Source organism: Achromobacter sp. B7 (genome assembly GCF_003600685.1).
Lineage (GTDB): Bacteria > Pseudomonadota > Gammaproteobacteria > Burkholderiales > Burkholderiaceae_B > Achromobacter > Achromobacter spanius_B.
Genome location: NZ_CP032084.1, coordinates 2,965,474 through 2,991,991, shown reverse-complemented (window position 1 = coordinate 2,991,991; position 26,518 = coordinate 2,965,474). Strand labels below are relative to the sequence as shown.

25 protein-coding genes are annotated in these 26,518 nt (G+C 67.1%); 6 read left to right on the top strand and 19 right to left on the bottom strand.

What is annotated here, in order from left to right; translation table 11 throughout:
- The first annotated feature begins 73 nt into the window (after positions 1-73).
- Both DVB37_RS13545 and DVB37_RS28670 read left to right on the top strand, forming a co-directional pair.
- Positions 74-496, top strand: a complete 423-nt coding sequence (locus tag DVB37_RS13545) for a cytochrome c family protein (RefSeq protein WP_120155627.1) — start codon at positions 74-76, stop codon at positions 494-496.
- Complete coding sequence (locus DVB37_RS28670; RefSeq protein ID WP_240434109.1) at positions 493-1,518, top strand: c-type cytochrome; 1,026 nt, start codon at positions 493-495, stop codon at positions 1,516-1,518. Before DVB37_RS13545 ends, DVB37_RS28670 begins: the two co-directional genes overlap by 4 nt.
- 25 nt (positions 1,519-1,543) lie before the next feature.
- On the opposite strand, the gene DVB37_RS13530 is transcribed toward DVB37_RS28670, so the two are convergent.
- From DVB37_RS13530 to DVB37_RS13470, 13 genes are all read right to left on the bottom strand, one after another.
- Positions 1,544-2,386, bottom strand: a complete 843-nt coding sequence (locus tag DVB37_RS13530; protein WP_120155625.1) for a symmetrical bis(5'-nucleosyl)-tetraphosphatase — start codon at positions 2,384-2,386, stop codon at positions 1,544-1,546.
- 26 nt (positions 2,387-2,412) lie between these two features.
- On the bottom strand, positions 2,413-2,670 hold the full coding sequence (locus DVB37_RS13525) for a DUF1488 family protein (RefSeq protein WP_046805685.1): 258 nt from the start codon (positions 2,668-2,670) through the stop codon (positions 2,413-2,415).
- 129 nt (positions 2,671-2,799) lie between these two features.
- Positions 2,800-3,435: a UdgX family uracil-DNA binding protein gene (locus tag DVB37_RS13520; protein ID WP_120155623.1), complete on the bottom strand. Its 636-nt coding sequence runs from the start codon at positions 3,433-3,435 to the stop codon at positions 2,800-2,802.
- A gap of 12 nt (positions 3,436-3,447) precedes the next feature.
- Positions 3,448-4,290 (bottom strand): BON domain-containing protein, encoded by an 843-nt coding sequence (locus tag DVB37_RS13515; RefSeq protein WP_046805683.1) that lies wholly within the window; start codon positions 4,288-4,290, stop codon positions 3,448-3,450.
- Positions 4,291-4,591: 301 nt separating this feature from the next.
- Entirely contained in the window at positions 4,592-5,311 is a 720-nt protein-coding gene (gene pdeM, locus DVB37_RS13510) for a ligase-associated DNA damage response endonuclease PdeM (RefSeq protein ID WP_120155621.1), read from the bottom strand.
- On the bottom strand, positions 5,292-7,757 hold the full coding sequence (locus DVB37_RS13505) for a ligase-associated DNA damage response DEXH box helicase (RefSeq protein ID WP_120155619.1): 2,466 nt from the start codon (positions 7,755-7,757) through the stop codon (positions 5,292-5,294). Before DVB37_RS13505 ends, pdeM begins: the two co-directional genes overlap by 20 nt.
- Positions 7,754-9,364, bottom strand: coding sequence for an ATP-dependent DNA ligase (locus tag DVB37_RS13500; RefSeq protein ID WP_120155616.1), 1,611 nt, complete (start codon positions 9,362-9,364; stop codon positions 7,754-7,756). The genes DVB37_RS13505 and DVB37_RS13500 overlap by 4 nt, the downstream gene beginning before the upstream one ends.
- 36 nt (positions 9,365-9,400) lie before the next feature.
- The gene (locus tag DVB37_RS13495) at positions 9,401-10,411 is read right to left on the bottom strand and encodes a ligase-associated DNA damage response exonuclease (RefSeq protein ID WP_104145494.1); all 1,011 of its coding nucleotides are present in this window, start codon (positions 10,409-10,411) and stop codon (positions 9,401-9,403) included.
- 177 nt (positions 10,412-10,588) lie between these two features.
- Positions 10,589-11,266, bottom strand: coding sequence for a glycosyltransferase family 2 protein (locus tag DVB37_RS13490; RefSeq protein WP_120155613.1), 678 nt, complete (start codon positions 11,264-11,266; stop codon positions 10,589-10,591).
- Positions 11,263-11,862, bottom strand: coding sequence for a bifunctional 2-polyprenyl-6-hydroxyphenol methylase/3-demethylubiquinol 3-O-methyltransferase UbiG (locus tag DVB37_RS13485; protein WP_120155611.1), 600 nt, complete (start codon positions 11,860-11,862; stop codon positions 11,263-11,265). The genes DVB37_RS13490 and DVB37_RS13485 overlap by 4 nt, the downstream gene beginning before the upstream one ends.
- On the bottom strand, positions 11,850-12,899 hold the full coding sequence (locus DVB37_RS13480) for an acyl-CoA dehydrogenase (protein WP_240434108.1): 1,050 nt from the start codon (positions 12,897-12,899) through the stop codon (positions 11,850-11,852). The genes DVB37_RS13485 and DVB37_RS13480 overlap by 13 nt, the downstream gene beginning before the upstream one ends.
- Complete coding sequence (gene ligD, locus DVB37_RS13475) at positions 12,896-15,517, bottom strand: DNA ligase D (protein ID WP_120155606.1); 2,622 nt, start codon at positions 15,515-15,517, stop codon at positions 12,896-12,898. Before ligD ends, DVB37_RS13480 begins: the two co-directional genes overlap by 4 nt.
- Position 15,518: 1 nt before the next feature.
- Positions 15,519-16,523, bottom strand: coding sequence for a Ku protein (locus DVB37_RS13470; protein ID WP_120155604.1), 1,005 nt, complete (start codon positions 16,521-16,523; stop codon positions 15,519-15,521).
- Positions 16,524-16,969: 446 nt separating this feature from the next.
- On the opposite strand from DVB37_RS13470, the gene DVB37_RS13465 reads away from it, so the two are divergent.
- From DVB37_RS13465 to DVB37_RS13455, 3 genes are read left to right on the top strand one after another with little or no spacing between them, the layout of a single operon-like run.
- Positions 16,970-18,319 (top strand): APC family permease, encoded by a 1,350-nt coding sequence (locus DVB37_RS13465; protein WP_120155600.1) that lies wholly within the window; start codon positions 16,970-16,972, stop codon positions 18,317-18,319.
- A 55-nt stretch (positions 18,320-18,374) separates the two neighbouring features.
- Positions 18,375-19,280, top strand: a complete 906-nt coding sequence (locus DVB37_RS13460; RefSeq protein ID WP_205571612.1) for a cyclopropane-fatty-acyl-phospholipid synthase family protein — start codon at positions 18,375-18,377, stop codon at positions 19,278-19,280.
- A gap of 50 nt (positions 19,281-19,330) precedes the next feature.
- A complete protein-coding gene (locus DVB37_RS13455) occupies positions 19,331-19,795 on the top strand; it encodes an Rrf2 family transcriptional regulator (protein WP_104145501.1) in 465 nt (154 codons plus the stop codon).
- 3 nt (positions 19,796-19,798) lie between these two features.
- Here DVB37_RS13455 and DVB37_RS13450 read toward each other — a convergent pair whose 3' ends face one another.
- From DVB37_RS13450 to ydiK, 5 genes are all read right to left on the bottom strand, one after another.
- Positions 19,799-21,106, bottom strand: a complete 1,308-nt coding sequence (locus tag DVB37_RS13450) for a type II toxin-antitoxin system HipA family toxin (protein ID WP_120155597.1) — start codon at positions 21,104-21,106, stop codon at positions 19,799-19,801.
- A gap of 12 nt (positions 21,107-21,118) precedes the next feature.
- The gene (locus DVB37_RS13445; RefSeq protein ID WP_046805671.1) at positions 21,119-21,463 is read right to left on the bottom strand and encodes a helix-turn-helix transcriptional regulator; all 345 of its coding nucleotides are present in this window, start codon (positions 21,461-21,463) and stop codon (positions 21,119-21,121) included.
- Between the two features lie 136 nt (positions 21,464-21,599).
- Positions 21,600-22,538, bottom strand: a complete 939-nt coding sequence (locus DVB37_RS13440; protein ID WP_120157482.1) for an LD-carboxypeptidase — start codon at positions 22,536-22,538, stop codon at positions 21,600-21,602.
- A gap of 309 nt (positions 22,539-22,847) precedes the next feature.
- Entirely contained in the window at positions 22,848-23,573 is a 726-nt protein-coding gene (locus tag DVB37_RS13435) for an RNA pseudouridine synthase (protein WP_120155595.1), read from the bottom strand.
- Between the two features lie 146 nt (positions 23,574-23,719).
- On the bottom strand, positions 23,720-24,865 hold the full coding sequence (gene ydiK / locus DVB37_RS13430; protein WP_240434107.1) for an AI-2E family transporter YdiK: 1,146 nt from the start codon (positions 24,863-24,865) through the stop codon (positions 23,720-23,722).
- A gap of 247 nt (positions 24,866-25,112) precedes the next feature.
- Between ydiK and DVB37_RS13425 the strand changes: the two genes are divergently transcribed.
- The gene (locus DVB37_RS13425) at positions 25,113-25,310 is read left to right on the top strand and encodes a hypothetical protein (protein ID WP_120155590.1); all 198 of its coding nucleotides are present in this window, start codon (positions 25,113-25,115) and stop codon (positions 25,308-25,310) included.
- A 56-nt stretch (positions 25,311-25,366) separates the two neighbouring features.
- Here the strand turns inward: DVB37_RS13425 and DVB37_RS13420 are convergent, their stop codons facing one another.
- Complete coding sequence (locus tag DVB37_RS13420; protein WP_120155588.1) at positions 25,367-26,422, bottom strand: DNA-binding protein; 1,056 nt, start codon at positions 26,420-26,422, stop codon at positions 25,367-25,369.
- Between the last annotated feature and the right edge of the window lie 96 nt (positions 26,423-26,518).

Sequence of the window (26,518 nt, the reverse complement as noted above, 5' to 3'; positions counted from 1 at the left end):
CGAGGTCAGCGTCGGGCGGCACGACACTTGCTGGCGGTTGGCAGGTATCTCAGCCGCTGGACGTCAGACCCTCTTGCGCCTTATCGCTCGCCCTCCCCTCATCCTGCTTGGCGCTGCCGCGCTGTCGTTGCTGGCGGCGTGCGGGGACGAGCGTCCGCCATTGGCGCAGAACCTGTCCGCTGACGCCCTGCCCAGCACTGCCAACGCGGCGCGCGGGCGGCAGCTGGTGTCCAACCACGGTTGCCTGGCCTGCCACGCCGTGCCGACGGTGCGCGGTCCGGCATCCGCCGTGGGGCCGCCCCTGGACAATCTGGGGCGTCAGGCCTATTTGACGGGGCTGCTGCCCAACACGCCCGCCAATCTGGTCCGCTGGTTGATGGACCCACCCGCCATCAATCCGCGCACCGCCATGCCGAACGTCGGCTTGAGCCAGGCCGAGGCCCAAGACATTGCGGCGTTCTTGCTGAGCTTGCCCAAGGGACAGGAGGCGCAATGAGACGCTGGCCACGTATCGCTGCCTGGTGTGTCGCCGCGTTGGCGGTTGCGGGCGCGGCGGTCGGCAGCGCGGTTGTCTACTTCGGCTGGTATGACGTCAGCGCCACCGGCCCGCACACCATGCCCGTCTACGCCCTGCTGGACGTGGCGTCCACGCGGTCGGTGAAGTTGCGGTCGGCGGATATCAAGGTCCCGGACCTGGACAGCCCGCAGCGCATACGGCGCGGCGATGCGCTGTACCGCGCGCATTGCGCGCAGTGCCACGGTGGGCCGGGCCAGGCGCCCGAACCCTATGCGCTGGGGCTGAATCCCCCGCCCCCGCCGCTGGTGACCAGCGCTCGGGAGCGTCCGGCGGCCGAGGTCTACTGGATCATTCGCCAGGGCATCAAGATGACCGGCATGCCGGCCTGGCAGTACCGCATGACGGACGAGCAGATTTGGGACGTGGTGGGATACCTGCGGGTGTTGCCGACGCTATCGGCGCAGCAATATCGCGACGCCGCACCGCCCGGTGACCCGGCTTCGGGCGCGGCGTCCTCCGCGTCGATTGCGCCTACAGAGGCGCGGCCAAGCGACGGGCGCGTGGGCGAAATGGGCGCAGGCGAAATGGGCGTAGGCAACATGCCCGCGGGCGACGTGCGCGTAGGCGAAATGGGCGTAGCCAACATGCCCGCAGGCGACGTGCGCGTAGGCGACGTGCGCGTAGACGACATGCGCACAGGCGACATGCGCCTGGGCGATGCCAAGGCCGGGCGCGATGCGTTGCAGCAGTATCTGTGCGTGACCTGCCACGCCGTCCCCGGCGTGCCGGGCGCGCGCCACTATGTTGGCCCGTCGCTGGATGGCATGGCGGACCGTTCGCGCATCGCCGGCGTTGTGCCGAATTCGCCTGATTCCATGCAGCAGTGGTTGCTGGACCCGCAACGTATCAAGCCGGGCACTGCCATGCCCGCCCTGGGCCTGCGGGAACAGGACGCGCGCGACATCGCGGCGTTTTTACAGACCCTGTCCAATGTTGAATAGCGTTGAATAGCGGGCAGGCGGCGGCTCAGACTTGCAACGCTTCCGCCCCCACCTGCAACAACTTTCGGTCGGCCACGCGCAGCGCCGTCAGCACGCCTCCCGTCACGCAGCCGGTGTCCAGGCAGGTGACGTCACGGCGTACCAATAACCCTAGCGTGGCCCAATGGCCGAACAGGATGGGGGTGTCGACGCAGGCCCGCCCGGGCACGTCGAACCACGGCAAGGTGCCTTGCGGCCAATGGCCCGGGGTGGCTTTGGCGCCCAGCGCCATGGCCCCATCGCGCGAGCACAGCCGCATGCGCGTGAACGCGCCTACGATGAACCGCAGCCGCGAGTCGCCATGCAGTTTTGGCGACCAGGCGCGCGGCGAGCCGCCGTGCAATGCGTGCATGACGGCCCGCCAGCGATCTCCGCGTAGCGGCGCCTGCGCTTCATCCGCCAGCGCCTGGGCGGTGCGCACGTCCCAGCTGGGGTAGATACCGGCGTGCACCAGCACATGGCCGGCTTCCATGTGCATCAGGGGCCGCTGACGCAGCCAGTGCAGCAGCTCGTCCGCGTCGGGGGAGGCGAACAGCTCATCCAATGTGTCCCGCCGCCCGGGGCGGATGCAGCCGGCAGCAATCCCCAGCGCGCGCAGGTCATGATTGCCCAGTACCACTGTGGCCCGTTCGCCCAGCGCCATGACGCGCCGCAATGTGGCGGCGGAATCCGGACCCCGGTTGATCAAGTCGCCCACGAACCACAGGCGGCAATGCGGGTCGTCGGCGATCTCGGGGCGTGCCAGCAAGGCGTCCAGCGAATCCACGCAGCCGTGCACGTCGCCGATCACCCAGATCGACGGCGCGTTCGGTGGTGCCTGGATGTCCATGTTTGCCCGCCGTCGCCACGAGTCCGTCAGGCGAAATCGCCCTCGCCCAACTGGATGGGGCCGTCGGCGGGCACCCCCTTTGCGCGTTGGGCGGCGTCTTGCAGCGCCTGGGCGGCGTTTTCGAACGCGTGCAGCAGTTCGGTGGCGGTGTCGTCCGCCGCGCCGAAGCGGCGCCGCAAGACGTCGCCCGAGATCTCAAATTGCCGCGTGACGCCGGCCGTTTCCATGTTGAACAGGACAGCGTCGCCTTGCGTGTGCGCACCGGTGGCTTTGGTGAATTTCATGGGGTCGATCCTCCTTGATCGTTAGGGCTGGGCAGATTGGTTGTTGCTTGTGGCGGGTGGCTTGTCGCGGGTTGCTGGCTTGTTGCTGGACTTGTTGCTTGGCGCGTATGGCTTGTGCCGGCCGCTGCGCTACCCGCCTTCGTCGGCCAGCCGCTTGGCGCGCGCCAGCGCCTTGACGATCGCCTGGTAGGCGGCGTCCCGGCTGTCGTGGCTGGGGCTGCGCAGCGCAAATGACGGATGGTAGGTGGCCAGCACCCGGCTGTTGCCGCGCGTCATCACGTGACCCATCGCGTCCTTCAACGTGCGCTTGGCGTCCTGCATGACGGCGCCCAGGGCCGTTGCGCCCAGCGCCACGATGACGCTGGGCCGGATGTCGTCCAGCTCTTGATCCAGCCAGTACGAACAGGCGCGAATCTCGACCTGCGCGGGCGACTTGTGCATGCGGCGCTTGCCGCGCAGCTGCCATTTGAAGTGCTTCACGGCGTTGGTCACATAGACGGCCTGGCGCTCTACCCCGGCTTCGGCCAAGGCCTTGTCCAGCAAGGCGCCGGCCGGGCCAACGAAAGGTAGCCCGGCCAGGTCTTCTTTGTCGCCGGGTTGTTCGCCGACCAGCATGATGCTTGCGCGGCGTCCGCCTTCGCCCCCCACCGCCTGCGTGGCGTTGCGCCACAGCCCGCAGCGCCGGCAGTCGTCCAGCGCGCGGGGCTGCTGATCGGGGTCGATGTCCCCGTCAGCGCCGTGGGTGGGGGTGGGCTCGGCGTTCATGGCGTGGCGCCGTTATTCCCGGCCGCCGCCAATGGCGGTGTCGCCGGTGGCGGTTGATTCCCCGGCGCCGCCCTTGCCCGCGATGCGGATGCGGTTGTCGACGTCTTGCACGCCCGCGCACGCGTCGGTGCAGTCTTCAATGCGGTGCTTGGTGCGGCGGTCCGGCGCGGTGCCTTCCAACGTGACGCGGCCATCGGTCACGCTGACCGACACGTCGCTGACGTCCAGACCGCTGTGCGCCAGGTATTCGCAGACGTTTTCGCGCACGCGCTCGTCGGACCGGGTGTAGCCCTTGGGGTCGGTGCGAAACGAGCCCCGGTCGCGCCAGGCGGTGGGCCCACGGTTGTAGCCGCCGCGTTCAGCCGTTTCGAAGGACACGCCGGTCTCGTCGCCCCAACGCGGGCGGTCGCCGTAGTAGCCGCCTTCTTCGTCGCCATACGACGTGGGGCCGGAGTAGGACGGGTTGCGCGAGCCATACACCTGTTCACGCTGGTAGGACGGGTCTTCGTTGCGAAACCCGCCGTAGCTGCTTTGGCCGGGGTCGGCGCTGCGGCTGCGCAGGCCGCCGCGCGACTCGCGTGCACCAGGCGCGGGCCGATTGCCATCGCCCTGGTAGCCGTACGAGGGTGCGGGGTCGTGCCAGGGTTCCTGGTCGCCCGCGCCCCGGTTGCCCCGCCCTTGGCCTTGCGAGCCGGGATTGCGATAGGGGTCACGATTGGGATCACGATATGGGTCGCCCTGCGAGCGCCCGCGCTGGTGGGCCTGGCGGTACGGATCACCCCGCCCGGCGTCGGCGCCCGGATCGCGTTCGAAGTCATCGTCATACCGGGGCGTGTACCTGGGGTCACGGTTCATTGTGAGTCTCCTGTGAAGGTGGGTCCTGCCTCGCACGAACCGGGGTGTGGCCCGTGCGGGCGCCTGCCGGGTACGCAGCAAGTGGTGTGCCGCGCAGCGGGGCAACATGCGTTGCGGGGTGCGCCCGGTCCCTTTCGGCTGCCGGGGCCGGCCGGTTTTTGGGGGGCTGCCCTGCCCGGCACTTCTTACAACGGCGGTAATAAGTGCCGGGTCGGCCGGGGGGATACGCGACGGCACGACGCGACGGCACGACGCGACGGGGCTCCGCGAGTGGGCCACGCGACTGGACTACACGACTGGACTACGCGCGTGGTGGCGTCCAGCCTATCGGCACCACGCTGCCGTGGACGCAGGCGGCCAATTGCTGTCCGCCATGCCCCGTCCGCCCCGTCCGCCCCGTCTGCCCCGCTTGCACGGACACGGCGTGGCCCCCTGTGAAATCCGAGAACGCCGGCAGCACGGTGACACCCGCTTGCAGCCAGAATGCGGGCCAATGGCGGGGCACGCCGGGCAATCGGGTTTTGGGATGCACGTGGCCCGCGATCACATGACGGCCTTGCGCGTCGGGCTTGGGCAGGTGCCGGAACAGAAACGGGCCGTCGGCCTGCTCGTCGCCCAGTTGTCGCATGCCCAGCGCATCGCCCTCCAGCGCGCGGTCGTGATTGCCGATCAGCACCGCCACGTCCAGCCCCGCGTGGGCGCGCCGCCATTGCGCCCAGTCCACACGCCAATCGGCCTGCGACATCGGCCCATGCAGCACATCTCCCACAATCCACAACTGCTGCGCGCCTGTGTCGTGGACCAGGCGCGTCAGCCGGTCCAGGTCGGCCTGCGTGGCGCCGCGCGGCACGGCGATACCGGCCTGCCGAAACACGTGGCCCTTGCCCAGATGCAGGTCGGCGATGACCAGCCGCGCGCGCGCCGGCCAATACAACGCGCGCTCGCCCAGCAGCAGCACCGGCTCGCCGGCCAGCGTCGTGGGCAAGGCGTGCGCCGAGGGGTCATCCTGCAATTCGGGCATAGCGTTTCTCTAGTTGGGCGGCCGCGCGCTTGACCCGGGCCTGCCAGGTTTCGGTACTGAGTTGCCCGCGCAGGCTTTCGGTCCACAGCGGAAACGACAGCGGCGTCAGCGCGCGCGGCGTGCACAGGTCCAGCGTACGCGTCTGGCAATCTTGCAACGCCGCCATCAGCCGGGGCGCTTCCAGCTGGTTGTCGAACACCTCGCGTTCGGCCTGCGCCAGCAAAAGATGGTCGGGATCGTAGCGGCGCAGCACGTCGTACAGCAGGCCGCTGGACGCCTGCACCTGGCGCAACGAACGGGCGGCCCTGCCCGGCAGCGACGGCGTCAGCAATCCGGCCACGCGGGCAATCTCGCGAAACTGCCGCCGCGCCAGTTCGCCCAGGTTCACGCCGTCGCGCAAATCAGCGGCCATGTGTTCGGGGCTGAGCAATTGGCGCAGCAAGGCGTCGTCCAGCAGCGCGGGCTCGGCCGACGTCAGCATCAGGCCGTAGTCATTGACCGTATAGGAAAAGGTATTGGGATGGCGCCGGCCCCAGCGCAGCGCCATCATGGCAGCCATGCCTTCGTGCACGGCGCGGCCCGCGAACGGGAACAGGAACAGATGCATGCCGCGCCGCGTGGCAATCTGTTCGGCCAGCAGGCGGCCCGGTGCCGGCAGCGCGCTGGCCTGGCGCTGGATGCGCAGCAGCGGCTCAACGGCGCGCATCTCGGGGTGATCGCCGGGATCGGCATACAGGCTTTGCACTTCGCGCGCCAACTGGGTGGACAGCGGCATGCGCCCGCCCTGCCACGTGGCCACCGGCCCGTCGCCGCCCTTGGCACGCCGCACGTAGGCCGTCATGCCTTCCAGCCGCGCAAGCTCCAGCGTGCGGCCGGCGAACTGGAAGCGGTCGCCGGGGCGCAGCCGGGCCAGAAAGCCCTCTTCCACCGACCCCAGGCTGCCGCCGCGCAGGTACTTCACCGACACCGCGCCGTCGGCCGTGATGGTGCCGATGGACAGCCGATGGCGCAGCGCGATGCGGCGGTCGTGCACGCGGTAGCAGCCGTCGTCGTCCTTTTCCACGCGGCGAAATTCCGGGTAGTTCGACAAGGCGCGGCCGCCCTGCACGATGAAGTCCAGCACAGCCTGCCAAGTGGGCGCGTCCAGGGCGGCATAGGCGTGCGTGCCGCGCACCTCTTCGTACAGTGCGTCCGCCTGGAAACCGCCGCCCAATGCCAGCGTGACGGCGTGCTGGGCCAGCACGTCAAGACTGCCACGCGGCGGGGGTCGCGACTCGATATCGCCGCGCGCGATGGCCTGGCGGGCGGCAGCGTATTCGACCAGTTCCAGCGCCTGCGCCGGCACGCACACCACATGGCCGGATTCGCCGGGCCGGTGCTTGGCGCGGCCGGCCCGTTGCAGCAGCCGGGCCACGCCTTTGGGGCTGCCCACCTGCAAGACCTGATCCACCGCCGGAAAATCCACGCCCAAGTCCAGGCTGGACGTGGCCACCACGCAGCGGATGCTGCCGTCGCGCAGGCCCTGTTCCGCGCGGGTGCGCAGCTTGGGGTCCAGCGAGCCGTGGTGCAGCGCCAGCGTGGCCGGGTCTTCGGGCCAGATCGATTCCAGCGCACGATGCCATAGCTCGGCCTGCGCGCGGGTGTTGGTGAACAGCAGGCTGGCGCGCACGTCGAACAGGCGCTTGTACACGCGCGCCAGTTGCGACAGGCCCAGATGCCCCGCCCACGGCAACGCGCCGCTGCGCTCGGGCAGCAAGGTGGACAGCGTCACCTTGCGCGGCCGTGCGCCGGACACCACTGCGCTGTTCGGCTGATGCGGCAACAACACGTCGCGCGCTTCATCCAGATTGCCCAGCGTGGCGGACAGGCCCCACATGCGCACGTCGGGCGACAGGCGCCGCAGGCGCGCCAAACACAGCTGCAACAACACGCCGCGCTTGTTGCCCAGCAGCTCGTGCCATTCATCCACCACGATGCACCGCAGCGCCCGAAAGCGCGACGACGCGTCCGCGTACGACAAGAGCAGCGCCAGGGATTCGGGGGTGATGACCAGCACATCGGCCTTGCCCTGGCGCGCCAGCCGTTTGTCGCGGGCGCTGGCGTCGCCGGTACGCAAGGCCACCGTCCAGCCCAGGTCCAGGTCCGCCACCGTGTCGGCCAGGGCGCGCGCCGTGTCGGTGGCCAGCGCCCGCAGCGGCGTCACCCACAGCACGCGCGGCCCCGCGCCGGCCGTGGGTGTGGCACCGGCCCGATCGGCCAGCGCTTGCAGCATCGGCCCGCCAAACGCCGCCAGCGTCTTGCCGCTGCCGGTGGGGGTATGCAACAGGCCGGATTCCCCTGCCAGGTAACGCTTCCAGGCCTCTTTCTGAAAAGCCGCCGGGCGCCAGCCGCGCGCTTTGAACCAGGCCGACAGCGGCGCGTCCCAGCCGCGCGGGGGTGCCGTCATCGCGCCAGCGCCTTCAGCGTGTCCAGCTGGTCGGCCTGATCCGCGGGCTTATCGCGCCGCCATCGAAGGATGCGCGGAAAGCGCACCGCCACGCCCGATTTATGGCGCTTGGACAAGTTGACGCCTTCAAACCCCAGTTCAAATACCTGCACCGGGTCCACCGAGCGCACGGGGCCAAAGCGTTCGCGCGTGTGCGCGCGCAGCCAGCGGTCCAGCTCCAGGATTTCCTTGTCGTCCAGGCCCGAGTAGGCCTTGGCGATGGGCACCAGCGCATCGCCCTGCCACAGGCCGAAGGTGTAGTCGGTGTACAGCGTGCTGCGGCGGCCATGGCCCGATTGGGCGTACAGCAAGACGGCGTCGATGGTCAGCGGTTCAATCTTCCACTTCCACCAGTCGCCGCGCCGGCGCCCGCTTTGGTACGGGGCCGACGCCCGCTTCAGCATGAAGCCTTCCACATCGCGTTCGCGCGATTCCATGCGCAAGGCGGCGGCCGCCTCCCAACTGGCGGGCGACACCGCCGGGGATAAGGACAGGCGCGGGTCGGGGTGTAGCCGCAGCAGCGTTTCCAGCATGGCGCGGCGTTCCGACTGGGGCCGGTCGCGCAGGTCGGCGCCGTCCAGCTCCAGCAGGTCATAAGCCAGCATGCGCACGGGCGCTTCCGCCAGCCACTTGGGGCCGGGCTTAAGCCGCTGGATGCGGGTTTGCAACGCGGAAAACGGCATCGGGCCGGCGGCGTCCTCCTGCCAGGCCAGCAGTTCGCCGTCCAGCACGCAGTCCACCCGCAAGGCGTGCGCGGCGGCCTCCACTTCGGGGAACCTTCCGTCCAGCCGCTCTTCCCCGCGCGACCACAGCGCCACTTCGCCATGGCGGCGAATGAGCTGGGCGCGGATGCCGTCCCACTTCCATTCGATCAACCAGTCGTCGATGGGGCCGAGCGTGGCCGGGTCCGCTTCCAGGGGCGAGGCCAGGAAGAACGGGTACGGCTGCTGGCGGTCGCCGGGCAGCGCCTCGGCGCTGAGCAGATCGCGCAGGAACGCCGGGCTGGGCGTCCATGTGCCCAGCATGCGCTGCGCGATCCGGGCGATGGGCACCCCCGACATTTCGGCCAGCGCCTGCTGCACCATGCGTTGCGACACGCCGACCCGTAGCGCGCCGGTCAGCATCTTGTTGAACACCAGCCTTTCCGACAACCCCATGCCGCGCCAGGCGGCCACGATGATGTCGCGGCGTTCGGACTCGTCGCGGTTGGCGATGGGCAGCAGCACTTCTTCGATCCAGTCGGCCAGGCCGCGCTCGGGGTCGGCATGGGCGGGGTCCGGGTCGGGCATCAACAAGGCCAGCGTTTCCGCCAGGTCACCGACCTGGTCGTAGCTGGCGTCCACCAGCCACGCCGGGGTATCCGAGGCGGCAGAGATCCACGCGCGCAATTCGGCCGACCCCGCGATCTTGCGTCGCGCGCTGGTGATCTTGCCGCCCGCCAGCAGGTACAGCGCCCATACGGCGTCGCGCGGCGGTGCGTCGCGAAAATACGTGACCAGCGCCGCCCGCTTGTCCAAGGTGGCGGTACTACGGTCCAGTTCCTGATACAGCGCTGCAAATCGCTTCATGCCGGGGTTGGCCTCCTGGGGGTGGGCTTCGCCGTGTTAGTCATCTTCGCCGTACTGGGTGGCCAGGGTTTCGGCCGCCGTACCGGTTTCGTTCAGGATGCGGACCAGTGCGTCCGTGTCGCCATGGGTGGCAATGACGCGGCGCGCGCCGGTCTCGCGGATGGTACGCAGCAAGGCCGGCCAGTCGGCGTGGTCCGACACGACAAAGCCCCGGTCCATGTTGCGCCGCCGACGGTTGCCACGCAGCCGCATCCAGCCGGACGCAAACCCATGCTGCGCCTTGCGAAAGCGCCGCAGCCAGCTGCTGCCAGCGGCGGACGGCGGCGCCAGGATCAGTTCACCGGCAAAGCCGGATCTGGCGACGTCGGCCGCGTCGGTGATTGCCGAGTCAATCACCAGGCGCGTGTCTGCCATGGCGATGCCGGCTTGGCGGTACACGTCGACCCCGGCCGCGATGGCGCCGTGCAGGTAGACGGGCCGGTCGATCCATGGGGCCAGCTCCGCCAACACGCGCTGCGCCTTGCCCAGCGCGTAGCAATACAGGATGGCGGCCTCGCCACGGGCCGCGCAATGGTCGCGCCATTGAACGATGTCGCGCGCCACGTCGGACGTATCGGGCCACCGGTAGATCGGCAGGCCGAAGGTGGCTTCGGTGATGAACGTGTCGCAGGGCACGACTTCGAATGGCGCGCACGTGGGGTCGGGCTGGCGCTTGTAGTCGCCCGACACCACCCATACCTGGCCGTCGACTTCGATGCGCACCTGGGCCGAGCCCAGCACGTGCCCCGCCGAATGCAAGGACACGCGGGCGTTGCCCAGCGTGAAGGTTTCGCCGTATTCATGCACGCGGTAATCCTGCTGCCCCAGCCGCCATTGCAGAATCGGCAAACCCTGCGCGCTGGTGTGATAGCAGCCCATGCCCGCGCGGGCGTGGTCGCCGTGGCCGTGCGTCAACACGGCGGTGTCCACCGGCCGCCAGGGGTCGATATAAAACCGGCCAGCCGGACAGTACAGGCCTTCAGGCCGTAGTTGCACGACGTCTTGCATCGAACGCCTCCGGGCATGAGTTGTGCTGATAACGGGGTTGTCTGTCTTTGTCACGATACTTCAAGAGGTCTTATGCGCACGAAGCACATCCTGCTGTTCCTGGTACTGGTTGTCGTTCTGTCCGTGGCGATGTCGATGGCGCCATGGTGACGTGAGCGGCGATGCGCGTGCGGGGCGCTAGCCGGTGCTGTCGCCCGCGCCCCAGCCGGCGCGCAGCGCGCTGGCAAAGCCGCCTTCCACACGCGAATGCGGGCGTGCACTGGTCACGACGCGAGGCACGTTCGACCAGGCGATGCGCGCCCCACCCTGCTGCAATCGGTCTACCAAGGCCTGGTCTTCGCTGCACGGCAGCGCATCAAAGCCCCCAATGCGTCGGTACGCCCACGCGGCCACGCCCAGGTTGGCGCCGTACACGTGGCGGTGGCCATCCTTATCCTGATAAGCCCTTTCAAACGCTTGTCGCGCGTGCTGCGCATGCACGCCGTGTTCGCTCCAGCCGGACACGCCGACCGTGCCGCAAACCACCTCTGCATTCAATGACAACTGATCCACCAGCCAGCGTGGCGACACGCGGGTATCCGCGTCGGTAAACGCCAGCCAACGCGCGCCCGCGCGCAGCAGGTGGCGGGCGCCCCGGGCGCGCGCCACGCCAACGTTACGCGCGTCAATTGCCAGGCAATGCACGGGATGGTGGCGCAGCCGTTCGGCCGTGCCGTCTACGCAGTGGTCCAGCACCACAACGATGCGCACCGCCTCGGCACGCAGTTCAGGGTGCTGCGCCGCGCGCAGCACGGCCCGCACACAGGCATCGATGTGCTGCTCTTCGTTATGCGCCGGAATACAGATACCGATCATGCGTCATCCTTTTGCTGTCGTTGCCAGCCGTTCAACAGGAAAACGTCTTCCCGGTGTTCGAACAGCGGCCTCATGCCGGGCAGCGAGCCCAGCGCCTGGTGCAAGGCGTCGGTGCCCTGCTGGCGGTCATCGAAGTCAAGCCGCAAATGGCAGGCAACCAGTTCCCCGCCGGGGGCGAGGCAACCGTCGATGCCTTGCAAGAACGCCGCCAGGGCGGTGTCGTCAAGGTAGTACCCCAGTTCGGACACGATGACGAGGTCGAAGCCGCCTTCAGGCACGGGCGGCCATTGGCGGGGCAGATACAGCGCCAGCGCCTCGACGTGGGCCATGCCCTGCTCCTGGATGCGTGCACGGCATCGTTCGATGGCGGTGCCGGCAAAATCCACGGCGCATACCTGCCCGCACCGGCCAGCCAGCGGCAGGGTCAGGTCGCCGTTGCCACAGCCCGGCTCGAAGGCATGCGCGTATTGCTCGCGGCCCAGCGAGGCCAGCAGCAATGCACGCTTGCGCCGTTCGTACCAGGCGCTGGCGATACGCCAAGGGTCGGGATGCTGCCGGTACAGGGCCTCGAAATGGTCCACGCCTACAGTTGCCATGGCGTCTGCTCCGTGCGCACGATTTGGCCCAGCGCGGCCTGGTCGCGTTCGGCGTGGCTTTGCCGGATGAACACCGGCAGGTCCGCCATCACCTGGGCAAAGCCGGCATCGCGGCACAACGGCCCGGCGCCCAAGGCCCGCCCTGCCCGGGTGATGACCTCGGTGGCGGCGGCTTCCACCGCCAGCCGCGCGCGGCCACAGGCCAGCGAGCAGGCGTCATGGGGGTTCGCATCGATGGCGGCGGCGGTCTCGCGCAGGACGGCACGCGCCTGGTCCAGCGCGACGTCGATCGCGCCCAGATGCGCCAAGCGGTGCGGGTCGGCGGACTGCGCCGGTGTTGCCGCCTGGACGGCGGCGGCGATCCGCGTCAGCGCGCCATACCAGCACGCCGCCACACCCGCGCCACCGTGCTGGAAGCCGGGTCTGTCCACGTACGCGCCGGGCGCGCCCACCGGCACACAGACGGCGTTGTTGAACACCACGTTCACGCTGGCCGATGCGCGCATGCCCACGGCTTGCCAGCCGTCTTTGGTGACGGTAACGCTAGGCTGGTCCATCGACACGGCGGCCAGGCAGGGCCGGCCGGCCTCGTCCCACGCGCTGACCAGGGCGTGGCTGACCGTGGCCGCCCCGGAACACCAGGCTTTCACGCCGCGCAGGCACGCGGTGGTGTAGGGGTCGAGGGTGTGGGGGTTCCCGCCCTCAGCCCCACCATGCAGGCTGACACGGAAGTCCGGCGGTTCGGCGCACCACACGCCCCAGATACTGCCCGGCGCGGCGAGATCCGCTGCGTTCAATTCGGCCAGAATCGCCAACGCGTCAGTGTGACCTTCAACCAGTTTGACCAGGCTCAGGTCGACGGCGGCCACCGCGGCCAAGGCCTGCCAGCGGGCCAGCGTTGCACCGTCACCCGGCAGCGGCAGCGGGTCATATCCCGCCTGTACCAGCAGGCGCAATGCCCGCCCGGGGTCGACCGGAGCGGTCAGTTCGCCAAGCAGTCGGGTGATTTGCGACGGCAATCTTGCGGCGCTCGTCATGAGGCCCCGCGCTTGAAACCCAGCGCGTCCATGGCCTGCCCCACGGATTGCGGCGCATAGTCGTCCCACGGCGCATTGGCGGCATCCAGCCGTTCGTGAATGTTGCTGATGGTCCAGTGCGCGCCGCTGGAAAGCTTGTCCAGTTCGTCCCATGCCACGGGCACCGACACGCCCAGGCCGGGCCGGGCGCGCGCCGACCAGGCCGACACGGTAGTGGCGCCAAAGCCGTTGCGCAGGTAGTCGACAAAGATCTTGCCCACGCGATTCTTCGGCCCGCTCTTGGACACGAATATCTGCGGCAACGTACGGGCCAGATGCACCACGATGGCTTGCGCGAATGACTTGATGGTGTCCCAGTCGTATTGGCGGCGCAGCGGCACGACGACGTGCAGGCCCTTGCCGCCGCTGGTTTTCAGCCAGCTTTGCAGGCCCAGTTCGTCCAGCATGGTGTGCACCAGCCGGGCGGCCTGCTGCATCGTCGCCCACTTCACCCCTTCGCCCGGGTCCAGGTCGAACAGGACACGGTCGGGCTTGTCGATGGCCGTTTTCACGGCATTCCAGGTATGGAATTCCACCACGTTCATCTGCACGGCCGACATGATGGCTTCAGGCGTGGGCACCTCCAGCAACGGCGGATGATCCGGGTCCAGCCGCTTGGGCAAGGGCTTGACGCCCGGCATCGCGGCTTCCAGGTGCTTCTGAAAGAACAGCTGCCCGTCGATGCCGGCGGGCGCGCGCAGGAAAGACACGGGGCGGCCCTTCAGATGTTCCAGCATCAGCGGGGCAACCAGCCCGTAATAGCGCGCCAGGTCCAGCTTGGTAAGTTTGGTGGACGGGTCGATCACGCGGTCCGGGTTGGTCAGCCGCGCGGGCTTGGCGCGCGTGGGCGCCACCGCCGTTGACCGGGCCGGCGCGGGAGCGGCAGTTGTCTTTGTGTTTGTCTGTGCTTTTGCCTTTGCCTCTGTCTTTGCCTGGCGCGCGCTTTTTTTGCCCGACGCGGACGCCGGCTCCTCCTTGGGCGGGGGCGACGGCCGTTCGCGTGTGATCTGGCGGGCGGGTTTATCCTGCCGCAGCCCTCGGAAGACGGAATGGCGGATATGCCCGCCGCTGGTCCATTCGCTGAACGAGACCTCGGCCACCAGCTCAGGCTTGACCCACTGCACGCCGCTGGCCTGCGCGCCACTGACCGTTTTTTTGTCGGTCTGGAGGGCGGCAAGCTGTTTGTGCAAGGTAAGCAGGCCCTGCGTATCAAAACCGGTGCCGACCTTGCCCGCATAGCGCAGCGAGCCATCGTCTTCATGCACCGCCAGCAACAGCGCACCCAGCCCTTCCCGGGAGCCCTGCGGCGCGGTGTACCCGACGATGACGAATTCCTGCCGCTGCGCGCACTTGATCTTCAGCCAGCTGTCCGTGCGCCGCGACACATAGGGCGCCGACGGCCGCTTGGCCATGATGCCTTCCAGCCCCATCTTGCAGGCCGAGGCCACCAGGTTCGACGGCGCTTCCTTGAAGGCCGCGCTAAAGCGCAGGTGGTCGTCGTCAGCGGTTTCCATCAGCTGCGCGAGCAGGTCGCGACGCACGGTCAGCGGTTCGTCGCGCAGGTCTCGCAAGCCGATATAGGGCAAGTCGAAGGCGTAAAAGACGATGTCGCCAGTGCGGTCGTTGTCGAACGCGTTTTGCAGCGCCTGAAAGCTGGGCACACCCTGCTCGTTCAGCACCACCACTTCGCCATCCACCCAGGCCCATTTGGCGGGAAGCTTGGCAAAGGCCTGGACGATGTGCGGCAGCTTGGCGCTCCAGTCGTGACCGTTGCGGGTGTATAGCCTGACCGAATCGCCCTCGATGCGCACCAGCAGCCGGTAGCCGTCGAACTTCAATTCGTACAGCCATTCGTCGGGGTTGGGCGGCATCCCCTCGACCAGCGTGGCCAATTGGGGCTTGAACGTGTCTGGCAAGTCGGACGGGCGGCCGGGCAGCCGGGCGTCGGCGGCGGAATCCGTGTCCGAACCTGGCTGCTGCGCGTCGGGCGTGGCCCGGCGAGCGGCGGGCTGGGTGGTGGCCGCGTTGTCACGCAGCGGCACCACGCTGTCCGGCATTTCGTCGACCACGCTGAATTCGCGTTCGGGGCGGGCATAGGCGTCGCGGTCTTTGATCAGCAGCCAGGGCGGCTGTTTGTCGCTTTCCTTGCCCTTCATGCGCACCAGCGCCCAGCGCCCCTGCATCTTTTTGCCTTGCAGGTCGAACTTCAGGTGGCCCTCGCGATACCCTTTGCGGGCGTCGCCCACGGGGGCCCACACGCCCTCGTCCCAGATGATGACTTTGCCGGCGCCGTACTGCCCTTCGGGTATCTGGCCTTCAAACTGGTTATAGGCAATGGGGTGGTCTTCGACCTGCACCGCCATGCGCTTGACCGACGGATCAAAGCACGGCCCCTTGGGCACCGCCCAGCTTTTCATGGCGCCATCCAGCTCCAGCCGAAAGTCGTAATGCAGCCGGCTGGCCCAATGCTTCTGGATCACAAACGCGCGCGCCTCCTCATTGGCCTGCCCGCCCTCCATCGGCTCGGAGGTCACCTGGAAATTGCGCTTTTGACGATAGGTTTTCAGGCTGTCGGCCATATCACGCCGCCTTGCGCGACCGGGCCGAGGTCTTCGCGCTCTTGGTGGTCTTCTTTGAGGCCGACTTTGAGGTCGACTTTGTGGCGGTCTTGGCGGAGGATTTGGCGGCGGTCTTCGCGGAGCTCTTCGATGGTGTCTTGCCCGACGCCGATTTCTTCGCGGCGGGCTTTTCCTTGTTGCCGTCCCCGGTCGTGTCGCCGGACTTCTTTGCCCCACCCTTCAGGCTGCGTTGCAGCAACTCCGTCAGGTCGATGACGTTATCCGCGTACGCGGGCGCTTCCTCTTGCGGCTCGATCACCGTTTCGGTCTTGCCGGCCTTCACCTTCTTGTCCACCAACTCCATGACGGCGGCCTTGAACTCGTCCTTGTATTGCTCCGGGTCCCATTTGCCCGCCATATCCTCGACCAGCATCTGCGCCATTTTCAATTCGCTGGCGCTCGGCGACATGGCCTTGGAGCCCGCCTTGGGCAGGTCCAGGTCGTCCATGGATTTGACCTCGTCGCCCCACCGCATGAGGTTCAGCACCAGCGCGTCGCCAGACGGGATCAGCGCGGCCAGATGCTGCTTGGTCTGGATCACTACCTTGGCGATGCCGATCTTGCCGGTCTTGGTCAGCGTGTCGCGCAGCAAGGCGTACACCTTCTGCCCTTTGTTGATGGGGGCGATGTAATAGGGGCGCTCCAGGTAGACGAACGGCACGTCGCCGGCATCCACAAATTGCTGGATCTCGATGGTTTGCGTGGTGCGCGGATAGGCGTCGTTGATTTCGTCAGGCGACAGGATGACGTACTGGCCGTCTTCGTATTCCACGCCCTTGACGATGTTGTCCTTGTCGATTTCCTTGCCGGTCCGCTTATTGATGCGCTTGTAGCCCACCGGGTCCATCGAGCGCTTGTCCAGCCAATCGAAATCCACGCCGGAGTCCGTGGTCGCCGTGTGCAGGCCGACCGGAATATGGACGAGGCCAAACGAAATTGCCCCTTTCCAGATGGTTCTAGTTGCCATGATCAGCTCCTCTTTTTTACGCCCATCTCAGCAAGTGGCGTGCCTGCACCCGCGCGTAAACAAAAGAAAAAGCAGAACGATTGTCGGGCCACGCAGCCATGTACAGGCTAGGTACAAGCCATGTACAGCCCTAGAAATTACTTTAACTATTTCACTTCAACAACATCATTTATTAACGTTGAATCAAAGGGTTATGCCTGGATTGTCAGGTGATTTCTACGCACCGGAATGCAGCTGTCGCCGCCCCAGCCCCCTCCGCAAGGGAAAACCCGCAGAAACTTTTTCTGCCACCGTCCAGTCGCAATTTGTTCTTGTTCAGGCAATTGTCAGGCGGGTTCAACGAGCCCGCTTCCGCCCCTTTTCCTAGAGGTTTCCATGACCCTGCCCTGCCCGCGTGTTGTGACGCCGCGTCCGCCCACATTCAGCGACGCGTGGGAGGTCAGGCAATGACCGGCTCCGCCAAGACCATCGACGGCGTCACGCCCGCCGGCTTGTCCGTCATGGACGCCACCGTCGTGCTGATTGGCGTGGTCGTGGGCATCGGCATCTTCGGCTTTCCGCCCCTGGTGGCCCAGCACGCCACCTCTGAAGCGATGTATATCGCGCTGTGGTGCGCGGGCGGGCTGGTGATGCTGGTGGGCGCGCTGTGCTATGCGGAACTGGGGTCCGCCTACCCCGGCGCGGGCGGCGAATACCTGTACCTGACTCGGGCCTGGGGCGCGCGCGTGGGGCTGATGTTCGCCTGGGCGCGGTGCACGGTGATCCAGACCGGCGCCATCGCGGTCGTGGCCTACATCTATGGCGACTACGCCCAACGCCTGATGCCGCTAGGCGCGCACGGGCCCGCCTTGCACGCGGCAATGTCCGTGGTGGCGCTGACCGCGCTGAACGTGGTGGGCACCCGCTATTCCAAACGGCTGCAATGGGTATTTACGGTGTTGACGCTGCTGGCGCTAAGCGCGGTGCTGGTGGCCAGCCTGTCGGCATCGGGCGGCGACACGGCGCCCTTGGCCGCCCCAACGGCGTTGGTGGGCAACCCGGCCGGGCTGATGGGCATGGGCATGGTGTTTGTGTTGCTGACCTACGGCGGCTGGAACGAAGCCGCTTATCTCAGCGGCGAACTGCGCGATCCGGGACGCAACATGAGCCGGGTACTGCTGATCGGCACCGCGGTGGTGACGGGCGCCTATGTGCTGACAAACCTGGCATTGCTGGAGATCTTCGGCTTGCAGGGCTTGCGCGATACCCCCGCGCTGGCCGCCGACGTCATGCAACTGGCCGCCGGCCCCTACGCCGCCGCGCTGCTCAGCCTGACGATCTGCGCCACGGCCTTGAGCACCATCAACGGCACCATCATTACCGGGGCACGGGTGTATTACGCGCTGGGTCGCGACGTGCCCAAGCTGCACGCGCTATCCGGCTGGAGCGCGCGCAATGAAACGCCGGTGGCCGCGCTGCTGGTACAGGGCGCGATCACGCTGGCGCTGGTGGGCTTGGGCGCGTTCAGCCAGAACAGCGTGCAGACGTTGGTGGCTTATACGGCGCCCGTGTTCTGGCTGTTCATGCTGCTGGTGGCTGCGTCCGTGTGGCGGTTGCGCCAGCGCGACCCGCAGCGCGCCCGGCCGTTCCGCGTGCCGCTATACCCCCTTCCCCCTTTGCTGCTGGGCCTGACCTGCGCCGGCCTGGTGGTGTCCAGCGCCGTGTACGCCGGCGCAGGCGCGCTGATCGGCCTGGCGGTGCTGGCGGCAGGTGTGCCGTTGCTGCATCTGCTCAAGCCGGCCCGCTTGCCGGGTTGATGACTTACGCCCTCTGACCGCTGACCTTTCGCCATCCGATCCACAAGGAGCCATCATGCAAGCCTCACCCCGCTCAGCCGTTTCCGTTCGCCGCTCGCCCCCCGCCGATGCCCAGGCCCGGTCACGATTGCGCCTGATTGCCACCGCCACCGCCATGGCGCTGTCCATCGCCTTCGCGGCGTCGGCACTGGCGCAGCCCGCTGCCAAGCCCGCAGGCCAGAACGCGCCGCAAGGCGCGTCCAAGGATGACTATGTGCCGGACGTGGGCCAGGACGGCAAGGACGTCATCTGGGTGCCCACGCCGCAGTCGCTGGTGGACAAGATGCTGGACATGGCCAAGGTGACGCCGCAGGACCGCTTGATGGATCTGGGTTCGGGCGATGGCCGCACCGTCATCACGGCCGCGCAGCGCGGGCTGACCGCGCAAGGTATTGAGTACAACCCCGACCTGGTGGAACTGTCGCGCCGCAATGCGCAACGCGCCGGCGTGGCCGACCGGGCCACGTTTGTCGCGGCCGACCTGTTCCAGACGGACCTGTCCAAAGCCGATGTCATCACCATGTTCCTGCTGTCCACCATCAATGAAAAGCTGCGCCCGACGCTGTTGCAGTTAAAGCCCGGCACGCGGGTGGTGTCCAACACGTTCCGCATGGGCGACTGGGAGCCGGACGCGTCCGAGACGGTCACCAAAGAATGCTCGACCTACTGCACGGCGCTGCTGTGGATCGTGCCGGCCAAGGTGGAGGGTAAATGGGAGGTCGACGGGCAGACGCTGCGCCTGACCCAGCGCTACCAAATGCTGTCCGGCAAGCTGGGTTCAAACGACATTTCGGACGCGCGGATGGATGGCAACGCCATCTCGTTCACCGTCAAGGGGGTGCGCTACAGCGGCCAGGTCAACGGCAAAACGATGAGCGGGACCGCTGACGGCAAGGGCGCATGGACGGCCAGGCGGGCATGATGGCGGCGCGGGTTTGACCCCGCGGCTTCTCATGCAATAGCATCCGTTGCATGAGAAGAGACAGCAAACTTTCCGGCGTGCTTCACGTCCTGCTTCATATGGCCGAGGCGCCCGGCCCGATGACGTCCGAAGACCTGGGCCGGGTGATGCAGACCAACCCGGTCGTTATCCGCCGCATCATGGCGGGGCTGCGCGACCAGCGGTTGGTCAGCTCTGAAAAAGGCCACGGCGGCGGCTGGACGCTGTCATGCGACTTCAACGCCGTGACCCTGCGTGACATCTATGAAGCGTTGGGCGCGCCGGAGATTTTCGCCATGGGCAACCGCAGCGAATCGCCGGGCTGCCTGGTGGAAGCCGCCGTGAACAAGGCACTGGACGGCGCATTTGAAGAAGCCGAAGCCTTGCTGATGGCGCGTTTTGGCGGCGTCACGCTGGCGGCGCTAAGCCGGGATTTTCACGAGGGCATGCTCAAGGATGGGCGCCAGGTGGATTGGCATGGGCCAACGGCGGGCTGACACTTACCGCCCGGCGCGCCACGCCGCCAAGGTGGATTCGACCAGCGCGATCTCCGTCGGCGCCATGCCGGCAGCCTCGTAATACCGGTGGCGCTCGGCCACTACGCTGCGCACCGCGTCCACGATGGACTGCGCGGCGGCCTCGGACCGCAGGCCAAAGCGGCGGTACTGCGTCAGGCAGTTGTCAAACGTGCTGTCGCGCCCGTGCTCGCCGATATGCAGGTAGTGGCGCGCCGAGCCTTCCTGCGTCACCACGTCAAAAAGCGGCGATAGCCGATAGGTGTGCGCGTTCTTGTCCTTCAGGAAACCCATGTTTTTCAGGTGGTCGTCGGTGTTGTGCACGGCCACGTTCAGCACCATGCGGGCGTATAGCTCTTTCAGGTCCTGCACGGGGTTGGACGAAATGCGGCGCGTCACGTCCGCCAGCCGCGCATAGGAATACGTTGCCCTGCCCTCCGGGCCATCCAGATCGCGTTTGCCGATGCGCACGGGCGGGCTGATCAACGATGCGCCGCTAAGAAAATGGCGGCGGGCCACGACCGGCGCGGCGCCAGGCGCCGGCGGCAGCAGCTCGCGGTCAAAGCGGTGCGTCAGCAGCACGGCGCCCAGATGCGTTTCGGTCAGCCGGATGTCCGGCACGGTCAGGCCGATGGCGCGAGCCATTTGAAGGTTGGCGAATTCGATACGCTGGCGGTCATAGGAATCGCCCCGGCGCGGAAACTTCGCGATCCACATTTCGCCGGCTTCGTCGCGCACGATGGTCTTGGGCCGTGCCCCGCCGATATCCCACGAACTGCCCAGGATGTCGCGGTACAGGCCCTTGGGCTTGACGCCCTGGTCGATGTCGGTCAGCAGATCGGCCAGGGATTCCAATTGGCTGACTTCGGGCAGGCGGTAGGTTTTGCGCATGTTGGGCGTCAACAGGCGCGCGCTGAAGAACAACGCCCCGACGCCCATGCCCCGGCCGCGCAGCAGCACTTCGTCTTCCGTGACCCGGGCGCCGGCCTTGTCCACCCGCATCACATTGCGGCCCCAGGCGTCGGGCGCGGCGTCGAAAATGGCGCCCAGCGTTTCATAGCGGCTTTCGGTGCGAAACGTGGTCTTGGCGTCGATCAGCGGCAGGTTCAAGGGGTCCAGCGCGAAGGCGCGGGCGTCGTTCACATACGACTGCACATAGGTGAATTCGGCAAAGAAAAGCGATTCTGATGAGTCGTCCAGCGTCAGTACGCCAGCCAGCACCGCTTCGCCGCGTATGTCGACGTAGACAAAGAGCTCGCTTTCTACCGATTTGAGTTTGCGGGCGCGTGCCATCCCGGGTGCGTCCTAAAGCTTGGACGGATCGGCGCGATGCGCGTGCAGCGCACCGCCGCTGCCCCGGCTTGGCCGCCGCAGCGCGTCCAGGCGCTTGCCCACGCCATCCTGCTCGGGGTCGCCCAACGCAAATACCTGCTCGCTGTAGCCGTATTGCAGCAGCGCTTCAATGGCCAGGGCCAGCGACACGCCGCCATCGCCGCGTTCCAGCCGCGCGACGGTGGCGCGCGACACGCCAAGCCGATCGGCCAACGCGCTTTCGGACTCCGCTCGGCGCAGGCGGGCGGTTCGGATATTGGCGCCCAGGCGTGCCAGCGCCTCGGCGGCGTCAAAACTGGGGGCTAGCTTCTTTTTCATGACGCAATAATAGAACCGCGCGCGCGGAAATGCACGATTAATAACGCATTCAATCGGCGTTTATGAATCATTAATAGCGCAAAAAGTAGACTTCTGCGCTGTTAACGATGCAATTCGTGAGGCCGAAACCCAGCCCTTACACCACCACCGCCTGGTCCAGCCGCAATGCCCCCCGCGCCGTGTCCAACGTCACCTGTGCACCTAGGGGAAGGGTCAGATTGGGGTCGCCATGGCCGCTGGGCCATGCGCCCAGGATCGGTATGTTGCGCGCCCGAAACTGCTCAAGGATCAGCGGGTACAGCAGGCCTTGCGCTTGATCGTCGTCCATGCGCACGCCGAGCCGCGTGAAATTGCCGACCAGCAAGCCCTTCACGCCATCAAACTTGCCCGCTGCCGCCAATTGCGCCAGCAGGCGGTCCACGCGCGGAATGGCTTCGTTGACGTCTTCGATGAACAGGATGGCGTCGCGCGTGTCGATGTCGTTGCGGGTGCCGGTAAGCGCGGCGATCAGCGCCAGGTTGCCGCCCACCAGCCTGCCGCTTGCCACGCCCGGCACCAGCTCGGTAGGCAGCGCGTCTTGCGGGGGCGCGATCCACGAGCCTGGTCCCATCTGCCCGCTGACCATCGCCCACAAATTGGATTCCGTGGGCTCGCGTTTGCCGGCCAAAAGATCCTGCGCCAGCATCGGCCCGTGAAACGTCACAAAGCCGGCATGGCGCTGGATGGCCAGGTGCAGCGCGGTGATGTCGCTATAGCCAATGAAGGGCTTGGCATGCCGACGCAGCAGCCCGTAATCCAGATGATTCAGCAGGCGCCACGAGCCAAAGCCGCCTTGCAGGCACCAAACGGCGCCCACGCCGGGATCGGCAAAGGCCGCGTGCAGGTCGGCCAGACGGTCGGCATCGCTGCCGGCCAGATATTCGTAGGGAGGGTCCAGGCGGGTGCGGCTGGCGGGCATGACCTGGGCGACAAAACCCCGGGCTTCCAGCCATTCGGCCGCATCGTCACTGGCATTGGTGGCGGCCGAGGCCGGCGCCACAATCGCCACCCGCGCGCCGGGCCGCAACGCGGGCACCGGCGTCGCGCCCTTGCCATTCGGGGGCGGTGGCGGCGTGGGCCGCTGCGAGGCCGGATTGGTCGGCGTGTGGCGGCCGCTGGGCGCGCGGCCGGCGCAACCGGCCAGCGCCAACGCCAACGCCGACAGGCACAGGGCCCCGCCCTGTTTCAAAAATCCGCGGCGTCGGGAATCGGCAGGGAACGGGGGCATGCCAGGCAGGGTCATGGTTGCGGTTCGCTTGTGCTGAGGCTGGCAGTGGCTTGCTGTGCTTGCTGTGCATTCAGTGCGTTCAGTGCGTTCGGTGTGTTCAGTGGTGCTTGCTGCGGCTTAAAACCGCTCGTAGTCCAGCCGATAACGCCACTGGCCGGCCGCCATGCCCGCCAGCGGCAGGCGGCCGATGCGGATGCGGCGTAGCTGCTGCAACTGCAAGCCGGCGGTATCGCACACATATTCGATAAAGCCCAGCGGCGGCGTCTTCAGTGCAAAGCGCAGATGGGTTTCGTTCTGCCAGCTGACCTTCATGGGCGTGGCGGCGCGGCCTTCAAAAGCCATGCCGCGTTGCAGGCGGGCCAGGTCGCTGTCGCTGAGTTTGCCCGTGACTTGCGCCACGTATTCCTGCTCGACCAGCTTGCCCTCTTCCATCAGCTTGCGCGACACCGCGTATTCCTGCGTGTAAACGACCAGACCGCTGGCCGCGCGCTCCAGCGGCGTGACGAGTTTCAGGCCGTTGAACATGCGTTTCAGATAGCGCCGGCCCGAGCGGTCGCCGGGCATCAGGTTCTTGGGAATGATCATGTCCAGCGCGGACCCGGGCTCGTTGTCGGCATAGGTGCCGGCCGGTTTGTGCACCAGCACCGTCACGGGCTTGATGTCTTCCAGCTTGGCGCCGGGCAACAGCGCAACGGTCTGGCCGGGGGCCACGCGCGCGCCGGGTTCTTCAACGGTCTTGCCATCCACGGCCACCCATCCGCCTTCGATATACCGTTCGGCGTCGCCGCGCGAGCAAGACAGATCCGCGGCCAGTCGCTTGGCCAGGCGTACGCTTTCGGTCATTGTTGCGGCCCCCGGGCGGCGGACGTAGCCGGGGTTTGAAGAAGGTGAAAACTGCTTGTGTAGGACAAAAGCGGGTGCATCGTCATGGGGTATTGCGCGGGGCGTTGCAAAAAAGCGGGCTGAGCGCCCGCCGTGTCAGGCAGATGTTACGCCTTTTCGCCGGCCGACCCCGCACGAGCCAGCACGTCGCCGGGCGCAGCGGCAGCCGTCGCAGCGGGAATGTCGATGGGCGTGGCGGGCGGCGGGACTTCGTCGATCCAGGCATTGAGCAAGGTCGAGGTCACCGCCAGGATCACCGGACCGATGAACAGGCCAACGATGCCAAACGCGACCATGCCGCCCAGCACGCCCGACAAGATCAGCAGCAAAGACAGGTTCACGCCGCGCTTGATCAGTATGGGCCGCAGCAGGTTGTCCAACATGGCTACCAGCAGCGCCCAGATCAGCAGCAACGTGGCGGCCAGCTTCATGTCATTTTGGAACAGCCAGATCACCCCGCCCAACATGGGCAGGAACGGGCCCAGTTGCGCCAGGCACAGCATCACCATCAGCGCGGTCAGGATGCCGGCGGCCGGCACCCCGGCAATCCACAGCCCTACCCCGCCCAGCACGGATTGCACCACGGCCGTCACCACGATACCCAGCGCCACGGCACGCACGGCGGCGCCGGCCAGCCGTACCGCCGCAACGCCGCGTTCGCCCGCCAGGCGGTTCGAGAATCGCTTGACGAATTCGGCCGCCGCGTCGCCCTGGCTATAAAGAATGCCGGCGATGACGATGGTGACCAGCATGTGCATGACGAACACGCCGACGATGGCCGCATGGCTCAATAGCCAGCGCGCCGCCATGGTCAGATAGGGTTCGAGCCGCGCCAGCAGGCCGCCCGCGCCGGCATCGGACAAGGTCTGCCATTCCTGCGCCAGCTTGGGGCCGGCCACCGGCACACTGCTGATCCAGCTGGGCGGCGCCAGCAAGGTGTAGTCGGGCAGGCTCTTGACGGCCGCCATGATCGCGCCGCTATGCTCTGCCAGCGTCGCAATCGCCTGATACAGCGGCAGCACGATGACGAACAGCAAAATCAGCAGCATGACGATTGTGGCCGCCCAGCGGCGTCCGCCGCAGCGCGCTTGCACCGCCCGCAGCACCGGCCACGTCGCCACCACGATGGTGGTCGCCCAGATCAGCCCCGGCAGGAACGGGCTAAGCACATAGAGGCTGCCGATCATCAGGGCGGAAAGAATGACAATCAGAAGCAGAATGCGGGCTAGATCAACCGTTGGACGTGGATTCACCCGATGCTCCCGGCAGGACGACTGAAGCGCCCCGCATGACGACGCATCGCTACGAATGGGCGGATGCCCGTGAGGCATCGTGGATACGTCTATCGGAATTTATCCCAAATTCATGCTGACTTACAGAGGCAATCGCACGGGTGGGAATGCAGCTTGCTAGGCAGCCGTTTGCCGCCGACGTTGGGTGGCGACGGCCCCGGATTGTCTGGCGGCCGCACCCGTGGCGGCATCTCTTTGGAGGTATGCCATGAGGCCCTTGACCCTTTTTGCCGTCATCCCCGCCGCGCTGCTGGCCGTGACGCTGACCGGCTGCACCGCGCGCAGTTCCTATAGTTCGACCCAGCAAGGCGCGCCGGCCATGCAGCGGGATCACGCCAACTACCATTCGGAGAACTTCGGCGAACCGGACAATACGCCGTTCCAGGGCACCTACCCCGGGCGGTAGTGGCGGGTAGCTGAAAGCGGGACGTCACGAGCGTCTTCGCAAGTCCGTCGCCAAGACTAGGCGGTCGGGCGCTTGAGCTGGGCGGCGTCGGCCATCAGATGGCGGGTCAGCTCGGCCAGTTGCTGGTCCTTTTGCTGCGATTGCGCGAGCAGCGTTCCCGCTTGCGCGTCGGACGCCGCCAAACGCGCCAAGAGCGCCTGCTCGTTCTGCCGGGCCGTTGCCAGCGCTTCCTGGGCGGAACTCAGCGCGCCCTGCAATGCGGCTTGGGCGGCCTCGCTGGCCGCTTGCGCGGTGGCGTACCGCGCCTGCCCAGCCATGGTTTCCGCCCGCGCGTCTTGCGCCGCCTTTTCGGCCATGCCTCTGGCCTCCTGCGCCTGACGCAATGCCGCCGTGTGTTGCTCCCCCTGTTTTTGCGCGGCCAACTGGGCCTCGTCCAGCCGCGATTGCAGCTTCTTTGCGGCGACGCGTTCGGCGTCCAATTCGTTCAGCCAGCGCTTTTCGTGCGCCGCATGGCGCGTTTGCAGCGCGTCCAACGCCTGCGCATGCACGCCTCGCATCTTTTCGGCTTCGGTCAGCAGCGTCTGCACCGCGCTTTGTGCGTCTTGCAACTGCCCGCGCGCCTGCTTGAGTTGTTCGTCGCGCTGGCGCACCGCTCGTTCGGCGGCCTGTAGCCGCTCTTCGGTGGCCGCCAGCTGGGCCGTTGCCACCCGTAGCCCCTCTTCCAGGTCTTTTTCACGATTCGCCAATTGCGCGTCGCGCTGCTGCAATTGTTCGGCTTGTTCGGCCAGCCGCTCCCCCTCGTCCGCCAGTTCCTGCCAGCGTTCGCGGTAAGCATCTGCCTGTTGCGCGCGGGCTTCGGCCAAAGCAGCTTCCCAGAAATGGGTGGCGGCTTGAGCAATGGGGTCGGGCACGGCGGGTGGCGCGGCAAACGCGCCGGGGTCCTTGATGCGGGCGCCCAAGGCGCGAAACCAGGTTTCCAGGTGCGGGCTGACGGTGTTGGGCGAGCCACGGCCGATTTTCTGCCGTACGCGCTCGATGGTGGGGCGCGCCCCTTCCAACAGCAGCGCATCCGCAGCGGTCCAGACGTCGTTTTGGGTGATTCCTGTGGCCATCGCCTTTTCCTCGTCATCGCCGCATTTCGCGCGGCGTCTCGGCTGAATTACTCACGATAATGGAACCTTATCGGGACCTATCCGGTCATGCTGTTA